At 71.3% G+C, this 17,403-nt stretch carries 15 protein-coding genes and 1 pseudogene; 6 read left to right on the top strand and 10 right to left on the bottom strand.

The window, feature by feature from the left end; translation table 11 throughout:
• Positions 1–46 precede the first annotated feature (46 nt).
• Together GAS53_RS38160 and pdxR are read right to left on the bottom strand one after the other, a co-directional pair.
• Positions 47–1,627: an alkaline phosphatase D family protein gene (locus tag GAS53_RS38160; RefSeq protein WP_151482362.1), complete on the bottom strand. Its 1,581-nt coding sequence runs from the start codon at positions 1,625–1,627 to the stop codon at positions 47–49.
• Between the two features lie 288 nt (positions 1,628–1,915).
• Positions 1,916–3,358 carry a MocR-like pyridoxine biosynthesis transcription factor PdxR gene (gene pdxR, locus GAS53_RS38155; protein WP_151482361.1) on the bottom strand — a complete coding sequence of 481 codons (1,443 nt, stop codon included), beginning with the start codon at positions 3,356–3,358 and terminating at the stop codon, positions 1,916–1,918.
• On the opposite strand from pdxR, the pseudogene GAS53_RS38150 reads away from it, so the two are divergent.
• A pseudogene (locus GAS53_RS38150) lies at positions 3,349–4,191 on the top strand (DMT family transporter); the annotation flags it as partial. The gene pdxR and the pseudogene GAS53_RS38150 overlap by 10 nt on opposite strands.
• Positions 4,192–4,284: 93 nt before the next feature.
• On the opposite strand, the gene GAS53_RS38145 reads toward GAS53_RS38150, so the two are convergent.
• The gene (locus GAS53_RS38145; RefSeq protein ID WP_151482360.1) at positions 4,285–5,115 is read right to left on the bottom strand and encodes an alpha/beta fold hydrolase; all 831 of its coding nucleotides are present in this window, start codon (positions 5,113–5,115) and stop codon (positions 4,285–4,287) included.
• A gap of 214 nt (positions 5,116–5,329) precedes the next feature.
• Here GAS53_RS38145 and GAS53_RS38140 point away from each other — a divergent pair, with 214 nt between their 5' ends.
• Together GAS53_RS38140 and GAS53_RS38135 are read left to right on the top strand one after the other, a co-directional pair.
• The gene (locus GAS53_RS38140) at positions 5,330–6,223 is read left to right on the top strand and encodes an RNA polymerase sigma-70 factor (protein ID WP_151482359.1); all 894 of its coding nucleotides are present in this window, start codon (positions 5,330–5,332) and stop codon (positions 6,221–6,223) included.
• Positions 6,224–6,468: 245 nt separating this feature from the next.
• On the top strand, positions 6,469–7,230 hold the full coding sequence (locus tag GAS53_RS38135; protein WP_151482408.1) for a GntR family transcriptional regulator: 762 nt from the start codon (positions 6,469–6,471) through the stop codon (positions 7,228–7,230).
• Positions 7,231–7,348: 118 nt separating this feature from the next.
• Here GAS53_RS38135 and GAS53_RS38130 read toward each other — a convergent pair whose 3' ends face one another.
• The 3 genes from GAS53_RS38130 to GAS53_RS38120 form a co-directional block, all read right to left on the bottom strand.
• A complete protein-coding gene (locus GAS53_RS38130) occupies positions 7,349–8,506 on the bottom strand; it encodes an ROK family transcriptional regulator (protein ID WP_151482358.1) in 1,158 nt (385 codons plus the stop codon).
• 102 nt (positions 8,507–8,608) lie between these two features.
• Positions 8,609–9,271 carry a response regulator transcription factor gene (locus GAS53_RS38125; protein WP_151482357.1) on the bottom strand — a complete coding sequence of 221 codons (663 nt, stop codon included), beginning with the start codon at positions 9,269–9,271 and terminating at the stop codon, positions 8,609–8,611.
• Between the two features lie 14 nt (positions 9,272–9,285).
• On the bottom strand, positions 9,286–10,455 hold the full coding sequence (locus tag GAS53_RS38120) for a sensor histidine kinase (RefSeq protein ID WP_151482356.1): 1,170 nt from the start codon (positions 10,453–10,455) through the stop codon (positions 9,286–9,288).
• Between the two features lie 108 nt (positions 10,456–10,563).
• On the opposite strand from GAS53_RS38120, the gene GAS53_RS38115 reads away from it, so the two are divergent.
• The 3 genes from GAS53_RS38115 (at position 10,564) to GAS53_RS38105 (ending at position 12,738) form a co-directional block, all read left to right on the top strand.
• Complete coding sequence (locus tag GAS53_RS38115) at positions 10,564–11,496, top strand: ATP-binding cassette domain-containing protein (RefSeq protein WP_151482355.1); 933 nt, start codon at positions 10,564–10,566, stop codon at positions 11,494–11,496.
• 2 nt (positions 11,497–11,498) lie between these two features.
• Positions 11,499–12,224 carry an ABC transporter permease subunit gene (locus tag GAS53_RS38110; protein ID WP_151482354.1) on the top strand — a complete coding sequence of 242 codons (726 nt, stop codon included), beginning with the start codon at positions 11,499–11,501 and terminating at the stop codon, positions 12,222–12,224.
• Positions 12,225–12,288: 64 nt separating this feature from the next.
• Positions 12,289–12,738: a hypothetical protein gene (locus tag GAS53_RS38105; RefSeq protein ID WP_151482353.1), complete on the top strand. Its 450-nt coding sequence runs from the start codon at positions 12,289–12,291 to the stop codon at positions 12,736–12,738.
• Between the two features lie 4 nt (positions 12,739–12,742).
• Here GAS53_RS38105 and mug read toward each other — a convergent pair whose 3' ends face one another.
• The 4 genes from mug to GAS53_RS38085 form a co-directional block, all read right to left on the bottom strand.
• Complete coding sequence (gene mug / locus GAS53_RS38100) at positions 12,743–13,288, bottom strand: G/U mismatch-specific DNA glycosylase (protein ID WP_151482352.1); 546 nt, start codon at positions 13,286–13,288, stop codon at positions 12,743–12,745.
• Positions 13,285–14,727 carry an adenylosuccinate lyase gene (gene purB, locus GAS53_RS38095; RefSeq protein WP_151482351.1) on the bottom strand — a complete coding sequence of 481 codons (1,443 nt, stop codon included), beginning with the start codon at positions 14,725–14,727 and terminating at the stop codon, positions 13,285–13,287. The genes mug and purB overlap by 4 nt, the downstream gene beginning before the upstream one ends.
• Before the next feature lie 665 nt (positions 14,728–15,392).
• Entirely contained in the window at positions 15,393–15,986 is a 594-nt protein-coding gene (locus tag GAS53_RS38090; protein WP_151482350.1) for a DUF4352 domain-containing protein, read from the bottom strand.
• 708 nt (positions 15,987–16,694) lie between these two features.
• On the bottom strand, positions 16,695–17,303 hold the full coding sequence (locus GAS53_RS38085; RefSeq protein ID WP_151482349.1) for a hypothetical protein: 609 nt from the start codon (positions 17,301–17,303) through the stop codon (positions 16,695–16,697).
• Between the last annotated feature and the right edge of the window lie 100 nt (positions 17,304–17,403).

Here is a 17,403-nt window from a genome sequence, read left to right as displayed (position 1 = left end):
GGGAACTACTGCACCACCAGCCCCGTGAGCCTCACGAGTGCGGGAACTACTGCCCCACGCGTCCCGGCTGCAGCACCTTCGTGAACAGCACCGAACCTCCGGTCGCCCGCAGCCGGACCGTCAGTTCGCCGCTGTCGCCGTCGATGTCGACCTCGCCGAAGTACTGCGGGGACTCCATCGGCGAGACGTTCGCCGTCGTCGGCGCCTTGAGGAAGACCCGGTCGGGACCGAAGGTGCCGTCCAGCGCGTTCGCCGGGAAGCCGCCAGCCGCCAATGGTCCGGAGACGAACTCCCAGAACGGCGCGAAGTCCTTGAAGGCCGCACGCGACGGGTCGTAGTGCTGCGCCGAGGTGTAGTGCACGTCCGCCGTCAGCCACACCGTGCCGGTGATCCGGCGGTGCTTGATGAACCGCAGCAGTTCCGCGATCTGCAGCTCGCGGCCGAGCGGCGCGCCCGGGTCGCCCTGTGCGACGGCCTCGATGTCCGTCGCGCCGTCCGGCACGACCAGGCCGAGCGGCATGTCGGCGGCTATGACCTTCCACACCGCACGCGACCGCGCCAGCTCCCGCTTCAGCCAGATCAGCTGCTCCGCGCCGAGAATGCCGGTGGTGTCATCGGTCTGCCGGCCCGGCGAGTTGGCGTTGCGGTACGTACGCATGTCGAGCACGAACACGTCCAGCATCGGACCGTGGTGCACGACGCGGTGCACCCGGCCGTCCTCGCCGGTGGACGGCAGCGTGGAGATCGGGAAGTACTCGCTGAACGCCTTGCGGGCGCGGGAGGCCAGCGTGTCGACGTCCTTCACCGTGTAGCGGGCGTCGGTGAGGATCTCGCCGGGGTACCAGTTGTTGACGACCTCGTGGTCGTCCCACTGCGTGATCGTCGGCACCTGTGCGTTGAACCGGCGTACGTTCTCGTCGAGCAGCGGGTAGCGGAAGTTGCCCCGGTACTCCGCCAGGGTCTCCGCGACCTTGGCCTTCTCCTGGGTGGTGACGTTCCGCCAGACACGGCCGTCGGGCAGCGTCACGGACGCCGACAGCGGACCGTCCGCGTAGATCGAGTCGCCGCTGCACAGGAAGAAGTCCGGGTCCAGGCGGCGCATCTCCTCGTACGCGTAGAGGCCGCCGACGTCCGGGTTGATGCCCCAGCCCTGGCCCACGACGTCGCCCGACCAGAGGAACCGGACTCCCTCGCGCCGCTTGGCGGGTGCGGTCCGGAAGGTGCCCAGTACGGGTTCGCCGGTGCGGCGGTAGTCGTCCGGGTCGGCCAGTGTCACCCGGTAGTGGATCTGCTCGCCCGCCGGAAGGCCGCGCAGCGGAACCGTCCCGGTGAAGTCCGTGTCCGCGCCCAGGAGCGGGCCGTGCCATCTCCTCGGTTTGCGGAACGACTCGGTCGCGGAGGTTTCCACGATCATGCGTGCGGGCCGGTCGGAGCGCACCCACACCAGGCCGGAGTGTGTGGTCACGTCTCCGGCCTGAACACCCCATTCCGCCTTCGGTCTTCCCGACAGGGCGAATGACGGAGCCGTGCCGACGGTGGCGGGCAGTGCGAGCGCCGCCGACGCGGCGAGCGAGCCGCGCAGAACGCTGCGGCGACCGGGCAACGGGTGCGGCGGACGGTGTGACATGGAACGCCTCCTGGGACGGGTCCGACCAGTGTGCACGGCCACAACTACTGGTGCGCCGCAGCGCACACGCAAACCACAAGTGAACAACACGCTCCGCTGGGTTGGGCTGGTTGGTGGGGCCGGTGGGTATCTGCGGGCCGGTGGGGGCTGGTCGCGCAGTTCCCCGCGCCCCTTGGGGGGCGGGGTTCGTGGGCATGTGCGGGTTGTCGTGGGTTGAGCGCGCCCACGCGGCGGAGCCGCACATCGATACAGCCCCGCGCCCCTGAAGGGGCGTGCACAGCAGGGGTTCTAGCCGGGCCGCACCGCCTCCGCCATCAACCGCACCCCCTCTCGGATGCGTGTCGGAGACACATGGGCGTAGCCCAGGACCAGCCGCACCACGTCGTCCTCGGGCGGAGTCTGCGTGTAGTCCGTGAGGGGGCGTACCGCGACGCCTGCCGCGGCCGTGCGCTCCAGGAAGTGTTCCGGCGGCCCGTAGCCGGCGGGCAGTGCGGCGATGACATGGAGGCCGGCGGCGATGCCGGAGACCTCGGTTCCGGGAAATTGGTCCTCCAGGGCCGTGACGAGGGTGTCGCGGCGCTCCTTGTACGCGCGCTGGCAGCGGCGGAGTTGGCGGTCGTAGTCGCCCCGTTCGACGAAGCGGGCCAGCAGGGCCTGGTCGACGACCGGGTTGCCGAGGTCCATCGTGCGCTTGCGTTCGACGACTTCCTCCGCGAGCGACTCCGGCACCAGCAGCCAGCCGAGCCGCAGCCCCGGGGCCAGGGACTTGCTGACCGACCCTGTGTACGCGACATGCTCCGGATCGAGTCCCTGGAGGGCACCCACCGGTGCCCGGTCATAGCGGAAGTCGCCGTCGTAGTCGTCCTCGACGACGAGTCCGTCCACCGACCGCGCCCAGTCGAGGAGTTCGGTGCGGCGCCGCGCGGAGTACGCGATCCCCGACGGGAACTGGTGGGCGGGCGTCGTCGCCACCGCCCGAACGCCGGACGCCCGCAGAGGCCCGGTGGCCAGCCCCTCGTCGTCCAGGGGCAGCGATACGGTGCGGATGCCGGCCGACGCGTACAGGGTGCCGTGTTCCGGGCTCGCGGGATCCTCCACTCCGACGGTGCGCACCCCGCGTGCGTGGAGCACGAATCCGAGCAGCGTCATCGCCTGCGCCACGCCGGAGACGACCACCACCCGCTCCGGATCCGCGACCACGCCCCTGCGCCGGGCCAGCAGCTCCGCGAGGGCCGTACGCAGCCGGGGCAGCCCGCGCGGATCCGGGTAGCCCAGCGTGTGGTGCGGCAGTTCGGCGAGCACCCCGCGCTGCGCGGCCGACCACGCCGCCCGCGGGAAGAGCGACAGGTCCGGCGTGCCGGGCAGGAAGTCGGCGCGGGCGCCGGGGGAGCGGGGAGCGAGGTCCCGCGCGCGTGGGCGGGCCGCTCGGACGGCCCCGCCGACCCATGTTCCGGCGCCCCGGCCGCTGCGCAGATAGCCCTCGGCGGTCAACTGCTCGTACGCCTCGGTGACCAGCCCCCGGGACACCCCCAGATCGGCGGCGAGTTCACGGCTGGACGGCAGCCGGGTGCCGGGCGTGAGCCGCCCCGAGCGGACCGCCTCGCGCAGCGCGGCCTGCAGGGAGCGGCCACGCGCGCGTGCCGGTGCCGCGGCGGCCGGCAGGAGCAGCTCCCAGGCGGCGGCCCACTCCGCCGACCCGGGCGTACGCGGATTGGTCCCCGATGGCGTCATGGAAGTGGACCTTAATCCGGGCCGCCGCCCTTCATAGCGTCACAGCCATGAACGCCACCACCCGCGGATCCCTGCTCGCCGCCTTCGCCGGCATCCTCGTCGGAGGCTCCTTCACCGCCAACAGCGTCCTGGGCGACTATCCGTACGCGGGTGGTCAGTTCCTGCGCTACGGCCTCGCGTGTCTGCTGCTCCTGCCCCTGGTCGGACGGGGCGGCGCGGCGCCCCTGCGCGGACTGGTGCCGCGTCAGTGGATACGGCTCGCGCTCCTCGCGGCCGTCGGCATGGTCGGCTTCAACCTCGCCGTGATCGCCGCCGAACGCACGGCGGAACCCGCGGTACCGGGTGTCTTCGTAGGCTGTGCCCCGGTCGCCGTGGCCGTTCTCGTGCCCCTCCTGGAGGGCCGCCGGCCCCAACGACTCGTCCTCTACGGAGCGTTGCTCGTTGCCGCAGGTGCCTTCACCGTTCAGGGGTGGGGCCGTACCGACGGCGCGGGAATCGCCTTCTCCGTGTGTGCGCTCGTCGGAGAGATCGGCTTCGCGGTGCTGGCGGTGCCCGTGCTGCGGCCGCTCGGTCCGCGGTTGCTGTCCGCCACCGTGTGCGGCATCGCGGCGGTCGAGTCGGCGGTGGCCGGGATCATCGTCGACGGCCGCGGCTGGCTGCGGACGCCGGACACGACCGAGGCCGCCGCGCTGCTGTGGCAGGCGGCGATCGTCACGGTCATCGGCTTCGTCTGCTGGTACATGGGCATGCAGCGCATCGGCGCGGAGCGCGCCACGCTCTTCTCCGGCCTCATCCCCGTCGCGGCGGCCTGCACGGCCCCGCTCGTCGGAACGGGCTCGTACGGGGCGGCACAGGCCGCGGGCAGCGCCCTGGTCGGCGCCGGAGTCGCCCTGGGATCAGGCGCGTTGACCAGGCGGGCGCGCGGCTCAGCGGCTGCCGTCCAGGATGACCCGCGCGACCAGCGCCGGGTCGTCGTTCATCGGGACGTGCCCACAGCCGGGCAGCCGCACCAGCCGGGCCCGGGGAATGATGTGCTTGGCCCGGATCCCCTGACGGCGCACCAGGAGCCGGTCCCGGGTCCCCCAGGCCACGGTGACGGGAAGCCCGGGGATGTCGTCGGTGAACTGCACGGAGCCGCCGGCCCTGAGGGTCTCGGCGAATCCCTGCGCGTTGGCCAGCGCGAGGGTCTCGGCGACGACCGCCTCCGGTGAACGGCGGCCCGGCCGCGCGTAGATGCTGCTCGTCAGCACGGTGCGCCCGGCCGCCGACCGCGACAGCCGCTCGATCACCGGCAGCGGCATGCTCCGCGCGGCCGCCCGCATGGCCAGCAGCAGACCGAACGCGTACCGCCGCTCGACCGGCGACCAGAACCCGGCCGGCGACAGCGCCGTGACGGACCGTACGAGCTTCTCGCGGCCCAGCTCCAGGGCGAGCAGTCCGCCCAGGGAGTTGCCCGCCACATGCGGCCGTTCGAGCTCCAGCTCCTCGCAGAGGGCGGTGAGCGCGGCGTTCATGGTCGACAGGTCGTGGGGGAGTCCGTCGGGCAGCGCGGGGGACTCGCCGAAGCCGGGCAGGTCCACCGCGATCACGTCGCGCTCGGTCGCCAGGATTTCGACGACCGGGTCCCAGGCCTGCCGGTGGTGGCCTATCCCGTGCAGCAGCAGAAGCGGGTCGCCGCTGCCCACGCGCGCGTACGCGAGGGTCACGGTCCGCGGGCCGTACGGAGAGGGGACGCTGAAGGAGACCGTGGCGGACATGGAGCTGCTCCTCGACTGGGGACCGGCTGACTCCTAGACAGCTTGTCAGCAATTACTACCCGCGGGTAGCCCCCGGTTGCCGCCAACCTCCTGGTCCGTAGGCCCTTCAATGCGTCCCGCCCGCCCACGGGTTGAACCCCGCTGCCCGGCCGCAGTGCCCGGGACCCCCGATTTCGCCTGGACACGACCCCGCGCGTCGGGTTGGGATGGTGTCGTGGCTACCGACATCGCGACCGAGGTCTTCGAAGAGCACCGTCCCGTCCTGATGGGCGTCGCCTACCGCATGCTCGGCCGGGTGGCCGACGCCGAGGACGTGGTCCAGGAGGGGTGGCTGCGCTGGTCCGGCGCCGACCGCTCCGACGTGCGCGAACCGCGGGCCTATCTGGTGCGCATCACCACACGGCTCGCCATCGACCGGCTGCGGCAGGTCCAGTCCCGTAACGAGGCCTACGTAGGGCCGTGGCTGCCCGAGCCGTACGTCACCGACTTCGGGGACACCGTCCCGGACACGGCGGAGCAGGCCGTGCTCGCCGACTCCGTCTCGCTGGCCGTCCTCGTCGTCCTGGAGTCCTTGTCGCCGCTGGAGCGCGCGGTGTTCGTGCTGCGGGAGGCCTTCGGCTATCCGTACGCGGACATCGCCGTCACCCTCGACCGCAGTGAGTCCGCGGTGCGGCAGCTCGCCGGGCGGGCCCGCCGGCACGTCGAGGAGAAACGGCCGCGCTACGAGGTCGACCCCGCCGAACGGCGCGATCTCACCGAGCGGTTCCTCGCCGCGGCGGCGGACGGCGACCTGGAAGGGCTGATGTCCCTGCTCGCCCCGGACGTGCGGCTGGTGGGCGACGCCGGCGGCCGGGCCCAGGCGCCGCTGCGGGTCATCGAGTCGGCCGACAAGGTGGGCCGCTTCATCTCCGGCGCCGCGCGCAAGGGCCTGGCGAGTGTTCCGGACGTGGCGTTCCGCTTCCTGGAGGTCAACGGCGGTCCGGCGCTCCTCATGCTGTCCGGCGGCAAGCCCGACAGCGTCTACCAGCTGGACGTCGCCGACGGCCGGATCCAGTGCGTCTACATCATCCGCAACCCGGAGAAGCTGCTGTCCCTCCCCGTCGAATGACACAGCCCCAGCGCGGCCCGAGCCCTCGTCCAGGAGACGGGGGCTTCGCCGTTGTGTCACGAATGCGGCGTATTGCGAACACCGTGTGAACGCTCTGCGGCAACACGCCTGTGCGAGCTGTAACGGATCGAGGATTGGTCTTGACCAAGGGTGGGGGCGGCCATATGGTCGCAGAGATAGTGCAGGAACCTTTAATAAACAAGGGCGTTAAAAGCCGCCGGGTCACGGCGATTGCGGAGGACAGGGTGGGGACCACGCAGTTGGATACGGTGCCGGAGCCCAAGTACTGGCACCTCAAGACCGTGCTCAGCGAAGCACTGGATTCCGAGTTCTCGGTGGGTGAGATCCTGCCCAACGAGCGTGATCTCGCGGCCCGGTTCGGCGTGGCCAGGGCCACGCTCCGCCAGGCCCTGGAGCAGCTCGAACTCGAAGGCCGGCTCCAGCGCCGCCGCGGCGTCGGCACGACCGTGGCGCCGCCGCGCATGGGCGTGGCCGTCGGATCGGAGCAGCACGCGTGGCCGGGCGCGGTCGGCGACGCCTGGCAGCCCGCGGACTGCACCCTGGCGGTCCCGCCCGCGGCGGTGGCCCGCGCCCTGGAGACCGGCCGCGACGAGCAGGTACACATCGTGCGCCGCTCCCGGACGACGCACGGCCAGCCGGTCGCCGCCGAACTGCTCTACATCCCGGCCTCGTCGGTGCCCGACCTGTCCGGCATCGACGCACCCTCGGGCACGGCACGCGCGCGTGCCGTGCTGCGGGAACTCCAGCGCCAGGAACTGGAGGGCCAGGACCGCGCCGTGGAACTCGGCTCGGCCCGCGCCGACGACGCCAAGGAACTCGACCGGCTCCCCGGCGCACCCGTCCTCGTCGTCACGACCCGCTTCTTCGCCGGGGGGTGCACCGCGGCGGTCTCCGTCGCCACCTACCGCGCCGACACCTGCCGGCTGACCTTCGGCGACACCGGCGGCGTGGAGATCCACCACGACCCGGAGCGCCGGGCCTCCTGAACCCCGCTCTCGTACGCCTCGCGCCCCGGACCTCCGGGGCGCGACGCTTTTCTGCTCCCAGGGGCCGTTCGGCGGCTTGCTCCCAAGGGCCGTTCAGCGGCTTGCTCCCGAGGGCCGTTCAGCGGCGCGCCGTCACGGTGCCTTCCACCGCGAAGAGCTGTTCCTCCACGTGGTCGAGGGCCAGCCGCAGCGCGCCCGTCGCCACAGCTGCCTCGCCAAGGAGCGACAGGGTCACCCGGGGCGGCCGCAGACAGTAGCGGGCCAACTCCTTGCGCAGCGGCTCCAGTACGCCGTCGATGCCCGCCGCCCAGCCGCCGATCACGACGAGCTCGGGGTCGAGGGCCAGGACGAGCGCGGCCACGTCGTGCACCAGCCGCTGGATGAAGCGGTCGACAGCCGCCAGGGCCTGTTCGTCGCCCGCGCGGGCGTGCGTGAAGACCTCCGCCACCGCCTGTTCGTCGAGCGGGTGCAGCGGCTCGCCGGTCGTCGACAGCAGCGTCTCCGGAGTCACCTCACGGCCCAGCAGATGCAGCGCGCCGATCTCCCCGGCCGCCCCTCCGTAGCCGCGGTGCAGCCGTCCGCCGATGAGGGATCCGGCGCCCGGGCTCAGTCCGGCCAGCACGAACACCATGTCGTCGGACTCGGTGGCCGCGCCCTTCCAGTGCTCGGCGACCGCCGCCGCGTTGGCGTCGTTCTCCACGAGCACCGGGCACTTGAAGGAACGCCGCAGCCGCTCGCCCAGGTGCAGGCCCGTCCACTCCGGAAGCGCCGTACCGAGACGTACGGTGCCGTCGGCCTCGACGATGCCGGGCGTGGCCACCCCGACGGCGCGCAGGGAGCCGCGCGCGACGCCGGCGCGGCGCAGCAGCTCGGCGACGGCGGTACGCAGCCGGTCGAGCCGCTCGTCCGCCGACGCCGTCTCACAGACGTCCTTGGCGAGCGAGCCGAGGATCCGGCCGTCCAGGTCCGCGAGGAGCACGGCCACGCGGTGCGGGCCGATCTCCAGGCCCAGCAGATGGCCCGCCTCGGCCCGGAAGCGGAACCGGCGCGCCGGACGCCCCTGGCGCCGGGCAGCGCCCTCCTCGGCCGCCGTCTCCACGACGAGCCCGCCCTCGATGAGCCCCTCGACGACACCCTCGACCGTGGGCCTGGACAGCCCGGTCACCCGGGTGATCTCGGTGAGAGTCGCGAAATCCGTGGCCCGCAGCGCGTGCAACACCACCGCGGAATTGATCCTCCGCAGCAAAGAGGGATCCCCGCCGGTCAACCGCCCCAACGTCCGTCCTCCCAGCTCGTGCGCGTGTTGGTTGGGCGGATCGTACTCGGCGCGACCGGTCTCGGCGAGTGCCGGGCACCACCTCCTTGCCCGCGGCCCGGATCAGCCGGGCGCCACGAACCCCGACTCGTACGCCGTGATCACCGCCTGCGTACGGTCCCGCGCCCCCAGCTTCGCCAGTACGGCGCTGACGTGGGACTTCACCGTCTCGGTGCCGACGACCAGCAGCGCGGCGATCTCCGCGTTCGACAGGCCCCGGGTCATCAGCCGCAGCACCTCCGCCTCACGCTCGGTCAGGGCCGCCCGGTCCAGCGCGGCCCTGGCCGCTGGATTCCCGCCGCCCTCCCCGTACTCGGCGGCCAACTGCCGCACCGAGGCCGGGAACAGCAGCGACTCGCCCTCGGCGACCAGCCGCACCGCGTGCACGATCTCGGCCGGCCGGGCCCGCTTCAGCAGAAAGCCGTCGGCACCCGCGCGCAGCGCCTCGTACACGTACTCGTCGTTCTCGAAGGTCGTCACCACGAGGATCTTCGGCGGGCTGTCGACCGTCCGCAGCACCGCGCGCGTGGCCTCGATGCCGTCCAGGAGCGGCATGCGGACGTCCATCGCCACCACGTCCGGCCGCAGCTGCCTCACCAGCGGGATCACCGCCGCACCGTCGGCGGCCTCCCCGACGACCTCGATGTCCGGCTGCGCCTCCAGGACGGCGCGCAGACCGGCGCGTACGAGGGGTTCGTCGTCGACGAGCAGAACGGTGACCGGCATCCGGCCAGCGTAGATCAGCGCAGCGGCAGCTCGGCGTGCACCTGCCAGTCCCCGTCGTCCGGTCCGGTCCGCGCGCGGCCGCCGAGCAGCGCGGCCCGCTCCCGTATGCCCCGCAGGCCGCTGCCCCGGCCGGGTCCCGGTATCTCCGCCGTCAGCGGATTGCGCACCTCCAGGGAGAGGGCCCGGTCCTCGACGGCGATACGGACCCGGACGGGAACGGATCCCGCGTGCCGCAGCACATTGGTGAGCGACTCCTGGAGGATGCGGTAGCCCTCGCGCGAAACCGGGCCGGGCACCGTCTCCAAGGAGCCCGTCACCTCGGCGTCGACCTTGGCGCCCGAAGCGCGCGCCGACTCCAGGAGCCGGTCGGCCTCCACCAGTGTCGGGCGGCTGCTCACCGGACGCTCCGTCTCGCGCAGCACGCCGAGTACCCGCTCCAGATCCTCCAGCGCGGCCCGGCCCGTCTCCTCGATGGCATCCAGCGCCCGGTCGGTGAACGCGGGATCGCCCGCCGCCCGCGCCGCGCCCGCCTGCACCACGGCGACAGTCAGCGCGTGGCCGATCGAGTCGTGCAGTTCGCGCGCGATACGTGTGCGCTCCAGGAGCTGTTCCGTGCGCTCCTCCAGGGCGGCAAGCCGCTCGGCGGGGGACGCGCCGAGGAGGCGGCGCGCGATGAGGGTGATCAGCTCGCCGGAGCCGACCACGACTGCGGCCAGCAGGATCAGCGGCAGGGGCGCGAGAGGCACGTGCCACCAGTGCTGACCCGTGATGTGAAGAATCGCGCCGTCGTCCGGGGTCCCGCCACGCGCCGTCGTCACCAGGTTCACGGACGTGATGGGCAGTTGGACGGTGAGCATCGAGACGAGACAGCCCAGGAACAGCCGGGCCTCCAACCACACGATGGTCCGCCCGCGGTCGCCCCAGGTGGCGGACGGCGCGACGACTATCTCCATGCTCTTGCTGTCGTGCCGATGTCCCATCAGCAGCAGCCTGGCCTGCAAGCCTTCCACGGTTCGCATCTGGGGCACGAGCCCGGCGAGGACGAGCAGCCCGGCCGCCGTGATCCACGCCCACATGTCGTCGAAGATGTAGTACCACATGGCCGGCCACACGACGGCCATGAACAGATGCAGCCATCGTGTGTAGGTGACAGCCCGGATGAACGGGCGCAGCAGGCGGGCCATTCCGTCATCGTGCCAGTCGGCACTGACAACGAGCCTCCCCCGAGCGAGGGAGACGCTCTCCCCGGGCGGGGGAGGCCCAACACCCCTCACGACAGCCAGCCTTGGGCCATGACCAGCATCGACGTCCAAGACCTCACCAAGGAGTACGGGACCACGCGGGCCGTGGACCAGTTGACCTTCAGCGTTGTACCGGGCCGCGTCACCGGTTTCCTCGGCCCCAACGGCGCAGGGAAGTCCACCACCCTGCGGCTCGTGCTCGGCCTGGACCGGCCGACCGCCGGCACCGCCACGCTCGGAGGCCGCGCGTACGCGACGCTCGACGAGCCGCTGCGTCACGTCGGCGCGCTGCTCGAAGCGCAGGCCGCACACGGCTCGCGCACCGCGCGCGACCACCTGCGCGTCCTCGCCGCGAGCAACCGCATCCCGGAGCGCCGCGTGGACGAGGTCCTGGCGGAGGCGGGCCTCGCCTCGGTCGCCCGGCGCCGCGTCAGGACGTACTCCCTGGGCATGCGTCAGCGCCTGGGCATCGCCGCCGCGCTCCTGGGAGACCCGCCGGTGGTCCTGCTCGACGAGCCGTCGAACGGGCTCGACCCGGAAGGCATCATCTGGATCCGTGAGCTGATGCGCCGGCTCGCCCGCGAGGGTCGCACGGTGCTCGTCTCCAGCCACCTGATGAACGAGACCGCGTCGTTCGCAGACCACCTCGTCGTCCTGGGGCGCGGCCGGCTGCTCGCCGACACGCCGATGCGGGAGTTCATCCACGCGCGCGTGGAGCCCCGCGTACGGGTGCGCACCACCGACGGTGCGGCACTCCGCGACCTGCTCGCGCGGCATGGATACGACGCCGTGGAGGGCGAGGGCGAACGGTGGATCGTGCACCACGCGCGCGTGGACGACATCGGCCGCCTCACCTCGGGCTCGGGCGTGCCCATCCTCGAACTCACGGCGGAGGAGGGCACGTTGGAGCAGGCCTATCTCGATCTGACGGCCACGGAGGCCGAGTTCGCCGCCCAGTCCCCGACTCAGCCGCAGGAGGCCTGACCGTGCCGTTCGCACCCGTACTCCACTCGGAGTGGCTCAAGATCCGTACGCTTCGGTCGCTCGTCGCGGGGCTGGTCGCCGTCGTCCTCGTCACCGCGGCGTTCTCCGCGCTCGCCGGGCTCGACGAGGCGGCAGACGCTGACTTCGACCCCCTGTTCTCGGCATTCTTCGGGGTCAACTTCGGGCAGATCGCGGCGATCACGTTCGGCGCGCAGGCGGTCTCGTCCGAGTTCCAGGGCGGTGCGTTGCGGGTCTCCCTGGCCGCCGTACCCGACCGGGGCCGGTGGTTCGCGGCGAAGGCGATGGCCATCGGCGTACCCGCCCTGGCCGTCGGTCTCCTCACCGGAGGTGTGAGCCTGCTCGTGGGCAAGGCCGTCCTCGGTGACCGGGGGAGCGGGCTGAGCTGGGGCGAGGGGCTGCGGGGAGTGATCGGCTGCGGGGTCTACCTCGCGCTGATGGCCCTGTTCGCGGCCGGGCTGGCCGCGCTGCTGCGCAGCGGCGTCGCCACGCTGAGCATCCTTGTCCCGTTCCTGCTCATCGTCTCCTTCGTGGTCGGGGATCTGTCCGGGAGCGCTGCCGACTTCCTGCCCGACAGGGCGGGCCAAGTGGTCCTGCACGAGACCGCGGACGGGGCGCTCGGGCCGTGGACCGGCCTCGCGGTGACGGCGGTGTGGACGGGGGCCGCGTTGCTGGCGGGAGCGTGGAGCGTTCGCCGCCGGGATGCGTGAACAGGGGCCTCTCGGCCACCTGATGCATCGCCAATTGTCAGTGGTGGCCGGTTTACTGGACTTCATGACCAGTGAGGAGTTCGTAGCCGCGATCGCTGCGCTGTGCTCCCGCGATCTTCCCGCGGAGCAGGGCACGACGGACGTCGTCGGCATGGGGGGACCCGGCTATTTCATGGCCGAGTCAGCGGGCGGCGACGGTCCTTGCGCGGGGGACGGTTGCCAACGGGCGGAGACTGCGGCGCAGTTCATGGAGGAAAGGGACGACATCGCGCGGCTCCTGACCCTGCTCTGGGGAGTCGGTGAGCACCTCGGGACGCAGACCATCCGCCTGCGTCCCGCGATGTACGACGAGGTGATACCCGAGCCCTGGCTCTCCTTCAGCCAGCGTGTGGACGACATGTACCTGTGGGAGGTCAAGGAGCGTCGCCGCTGGGTTGCCGTGGGCATTGCCGACCGGGACGAGGCGGACGAGGTCAAACTGCTCGCCGTGGTCACGGACATAGACCCACCGTGACCCCTCAGGCCCCCGCCGCGTCCCTCAATCTCCCGAACTCCTCCGCCATCGTCGCCGCCGTCCAATGTGCGTTCAGCCCACTGGGATTCGGCAGCACCCACACCCGCGTCGAGCCGATCGTCCGCTCCTGCGGTCCGACGGCCGCCTTGCGGTCGTCAAAGGCCACCCTGTACGCGGTCACGCCGACCACCGCGAGCCATCGCGGCCGCAGCCGCTCCACCTTGGTGACGAGCAGCCGCCCGCCCTCCCGGTACTCGTCCGCGCTGAGCTCGTCGGCCCGGGCGGTCGCCCGCGCGACCACGTTGGTGATGCCGAGCCCGTACGAGGGCAACTCGCCCTGTTCCGACGGCTCGAGCAGCCGGGGCGTGAAGCCGGACAGGTGCAGCACCGGCCAGAAGCGGTTGCCGGGACGGGCGAAATGATGGCCCGTCGCGGCCGTCATGAGCCCCGGGTTGATGCCGCAGAACAGCACATGGAGACCGTCCGCGACGACATCCGGCACGAGGCGGTCGCGGGCGGCCTCCAGGTCGGCGGCGGTGAACCGCGTCAGAGGATCGCCCCCGGCGTGTAGCCCGCGGCCTCCGGGTGCTGCTTCACGAGCTCCTCGATCCGCCCGACGACCGCGGCCACCTGGTCGGCGGCGGCGCCCGTAAAGGACAGCTTGTCGGCCATCAGCGCGTCGAGCCCAGCCCGGTCCAGCGGGATGCGCTCGTCGGCGGCGAGCTTGTCCAGCAGTTCGTTGCGCTCGGCGCCCTGCTCGCGCATGGCGAGGGCGGAGGCGACGGCGTTCTCCTTGATGGCCTCGTGCGCGACCTCACGGCCGACGCCCGCCCGTACGGCGCCCATCAGGACCTTGGTCGTGGCGAGGAACGGCAGATAGCGGTCCAGCTCGCGCGCGACGACCGCGGGGAACGCGCCGAACTCGTCGAGGACGGTCAGGAACGTCTCCAGCAGACCGTCAAGGGCGAAGAACGCGTCAGGCAGCGCGACCCGGCGCACCACCGAGCAGGACACGTCGCCCTCGTTCCACTGGTCGCCCGCCAGTTCGCCCGTCATCGAGGCATAGCCGCGCAGGATCACCATCAGGCCGTTCACGCGCTCGCAGGAGCGGGTGTTCATCTTGTGCGGCATCGCGGAGGAGCCGACCTGGCCCGGCTTGAAGCCCTCGGTGACCAGCTCGTGCCCGGCCATCAGTCGGATCGTCTTCGCCAGCGACGACGGCGCGGCCGCCAGCTGCACCAGCGCGGTCACGACCTCGTAGTCGAGCGAGCGCGGATAGACCTGGCCGACGGACGTGAACGCCTGCGAGAAGCCCAGGTGCCGCGCGATGCGCTGCTCGAGATCCGCGAGCTTCGCCGCATCCCCGCCCAGCAGGTCGAGCATGTCCTGCGCCGTGCCCACCGGGCCCTTGATGCCACGCAGCGGATAGCGGCCGAGCAGCTCCTCGACCCGGCCGTACGCGACGAGCAGCTCGTCGGCGGCGGTCGCGAAACGCTTGCCGAGGGTGGTCGCCTGCGCCGCCACGTTGTGCGAGCGGCCGGCCATGACCAGCTCGCCGTACTCGCCGGCGAGCTTGCCCAGGCGTGCCAGGACGGCGACCGTGCGGTCGCGCATCAGCTCAAGGGAGAGCCGGATCTGCAGCTGCTCCACGTTCTCGGTGAGATCACGCGAGGTCATGCCCTTGTGCACGTGCTCGTGCCCGGCGAGGTCGTTGAACTCCTCGATCCGCGCCTTCACGTCGTGCCGCGTGACCTTCTCGCGCTCGGCGATCGAGGCCAGGTCGACCTGGTCGAGAACCCGCCCGTAGTCGGCGAGGGCGGCGTCCGGCACCTCGATGCCGAGGTCCTTCTGAGCCCGCAGCACGGCGAGCCAGAGCTGACGCTCCAGCTTCACCTTCTGCTCGGGGGACCACAGGGTGGCGAGCTCGGCCGAGGCATAGCGGCCGGCGAGGACGTTCGGGATACGGGGCTTTGCAGGCGCAGCAGTCACGTGGATGGAGTTTACCCACCCTCCTGGGTGGCCCGTCACCGTCTACACATTCCGAGAACGTCCAGGTCAGAGGCTCCGAGTCCGCCCTCTCACGCACAGCCCGCGAGACGTCTGTGAGACGGCGTCGGCCCCGGACCGGTGACGCCATCACCAGCACGGGGCCTTGATCCAGCACCTTCGTGATCAAGGAGCCAGACCTAATGCAAGAACGTACCCTGGCCATCCGCCGAGAGCGTCGCGCGCTTCGCGCCACCCTCCGCCGCCGGGCCACACCTACCACGCTGCCGACAAGGCTCGCCGCACTCTGGCCACCGGCGCCCCTCAGACGGCCAAGACTCATCTCATCGGCCGTGGCCTCGACCCCGCCACCGCGAAGCGGTTCGCCGCGGCGTTCTCACGGTTCTCCCTGAGCGGCTCCCTGATCTGCCTCCCTGGTCTGGCCTGCGGAAAGGTGACTCAGGGAGGCCAAGGAGGGCAGGGAGGCGGGTCTCAGGGAAACGGGAACGGGCGGTTCAGCCTCCCCTGACCCGCCTCCCTCGCAATCACGACAGGGGGGCAGCGCGCCGGGTAGGCGGTCATGGGTTGAATTGTGGCCCGGCTGGGGGATCTCCCGGAGAAACGCGAGCGCCCGGCCGCCTCGTGCGACCGGGCCCCACACCGCTGGCCTACTTCACCGACCACTGCCCTGTCTGCTCCGCGAACCCCGAGTTCATCCCGAACTGCACCGACACCAGCTTCGACGTCTTCGGCACCTCGAACACGACCCAGCCCAGGGCCTTCTCACCCTTCGGCAAGTTCACGTCCGACGACATCTCCGGACCGGCCGCGATCTCCCCGAACCATGAGTCGAACCGCTGCCCCTCACTGTCGGCGGCCTTCGCCCCGTTCGCCGGACTGTCGGCGTACACCTTGCTGCCCGTGTTCACCAACTCGAACTGAGCCGCCGCCCAACGCTTCCCATCCTGCGGCACGTTGAACTCGTCCGCCCCCTCGGCGGTGGGCAACCACTTCTTCAGCGTGACGTCGAGCTGCTCGCCCTCCTCCAGGCCCTTCAGCGTGAGGGTGTCGCCGACGGCCGCCGTCTTCTTCTCGGCCGGCTTGGCGTCGGCCTTCTCCTCCGTCTTGGCGGCAGCCTTCTTCGAGGAGGTCTTCTTCGGCGTGGTGGTCACCGTGTCCTCGCCGGTGCTGCACGCGGTGAGTGCGAGCAGGCCAGCGGCGGTGAGTGCGGTGATGGTGTGGATGCGGGCGCGGGTGCGCATGGTCCCCCCTTGGTGCGGTGTTTCGTGAGATGGGGGACGTTATCGGATGTAGGTGATCTGTGAAGAGTTTGGATCGGTTCTGTTATGGATCTGAGCGCAAACAATGAAGGCTCGTCCCCGTGGCGGCTCAAAGAGGCGGGCGAGTTGGAGTGCCGGCGGAAGGTGAAGCGGTGCCCGCGCTGCCACGACCACAAGTACCGGCTACGCGTCGGCCGGCGCGCACAATTTGTGGCGTCGGACGTACGAGGACCGGGCCCGCTGACACCCAGCACCGGCCGCCTACTGGCCGCGGCGCCTCGCCCAAACGACAGCTTCCTCAGTCAAACGACTGTAGTGGGGCCACGGCTCCTGGCTGTTCACGGCGCGAGCCGAGATGAAGCGGCGGACGTACGGATCAAGTTCAGCCAGCACGGCGCCCCACTCTTCCAGCGCCAGATCTTGGTCCACGTAGCCGGCCTCGTGCCAAGCCCACCCCATACGCAGAGCGTGCGGCAGCGGGGGCAGCGCTTGCAGCGCCAGCCCTTCGAGTCGAGTCACCACGGCCACCGGGTGGGCTTGCATGATGTGGGAACAGCGGATCAGGTCCCAGTTGGCACGAGTCGGCCAGCGAGGGCGGCCGGGGCGGGGTGTTAGGGCGGTGCTGATGCCTCGCAACGTCATGGTGGCCGACGGCGCCAGCGGTTTTCTACCGGGGCCGTAACCCGTGGGTCAGCTGATGGTGCCCGTGAACTCCGGGTAGCCGCCCGGTTCGCTGGCCTCCTTGCCGCGCTGCACGGTGACGACGACCTTGGTCCCGTACTTGTCGTCGATGATGTACTCGGCGGTCTTCGTGACATTGCCGCCGGGTGCGAGACGCCCGACGATGGGCTCCTCACCGGCCTGGTACGAGCCGATTGCGGCCTCGCCGCCGTTCGTGGCGCCGTCGATGAACGTGCTGAACTCGTCGAGCTTCACGGGGATGTCGGCACCGTTGGAGAACGCGATGTGGACGCGGAACAGCGTCTCGTCGGTGTCGGGCCGGGTATCGCCCTGCTGGTAGGGGCCAGTGATCCGCTCGATCTTCGTGACGGAGGTCTTCACGCCGTCGAGCCACGTGTACGACTCGCCGAGCTTCAGGTCCGTGTTCGGCGGCTCGGGCATGCAGTTGTCGATCCAGACTTCCTGGCTGAGGGTCTCGTCGCTGCAGTCGACGGTGCGGCTCGCGGACGGCTTGTCGGCTGGCTCGGCGGCCGGTTTCGGGTCGGAGCCGCTGCCGCGGGCGGTAAGCGGCAGACAGATGGCCGCAGCAGCCGCGGCGAAGGTGCGGATGCGGCGCATGGCAGCCCCCTAAGACCGTGTCCTACGTGGTGAGGCGGACGTTGGTCTGTTCATGGGGCGGGGTACGTGGAGTTGGATTGTTCCGGACGGGCTGTGGGAG

The organism is Streptomyces albicerus (assembly GCF_008905045.1).
GTDB lineage: Bacteria > Actinomycetota > Actinomycetes > Streptomycetales > Streptomycetaceae > Streptomyces > Streptomyces albicerus.
The sequence above is the reverse complement of the archived record's forward strand: the minus strand, read 5'-3'. Positions and strand labels throughout refer to the sequence as shown.

Coding starts and splice junctions, on each gene's coding strand:
- GAS53_RS38090 (WP_151482350.1), bottom strand. CDS start 15,986: ATGCGCACCCGCGCCCGCATCCACACCATCACCGCACTCACCGCCGCT.
- GAS53_RS38105 (WP_151482353.1), top strand. CDS start 12,289: ATGACCAGTGAGGAGTTCGTAGCCGCGATCGCTGCGCTGTGCTCCCGC.
- GAS53_RS38120 (WP_151482356.1), bottom strand. CDS start 10,455: ATGGCCCGCCTGCTGCGCCCGTTCATCCGGGCTGTCACCTACACACGA.
- GAS53_RS38160 (WP_151482362.1), bottom strand. CDS start 1,627: ATGTCACACCGTCCGCCGCACCCGTTGCCCGGTCGCCGCAGCGTTCTG.
- pdxR (WP_151482361.1), bottom strand. CDS start 3,358: ATGACGCCATCGGGGACCAATCCGCGTACGCCCGGGTCGGCGGAGTGG.
- GAS53_RS38115 (WP_151482355.1), top strand. CDS start 10,564: ATGACCAGCATCGACGTCCAAGACCTCACCAAGGAGTACGGGACCACG.
- GAS53_RS38125 (WP_151482357.1), bottom strand. CDS start 9,271: ATGCCGGTCACCGTTCTGCTCGTCGACGACGAACCCCTCGTACGCGCC.
- GAS53_RS38145 (WP_151482360.1), bottom strand. CDS start 5,115: ATGTCCGCCACGGTCTCCTTCAGCGTCCCCTCTCCGTACGGCCCGCGG.
- GAS53_RS38085 (WP_151482349.1), bottom strand. CDS start 17,303: ATGCGCCGCATCCGCACCTTCGCCGCGGCTGCTGCGGCCATCTGTCTG.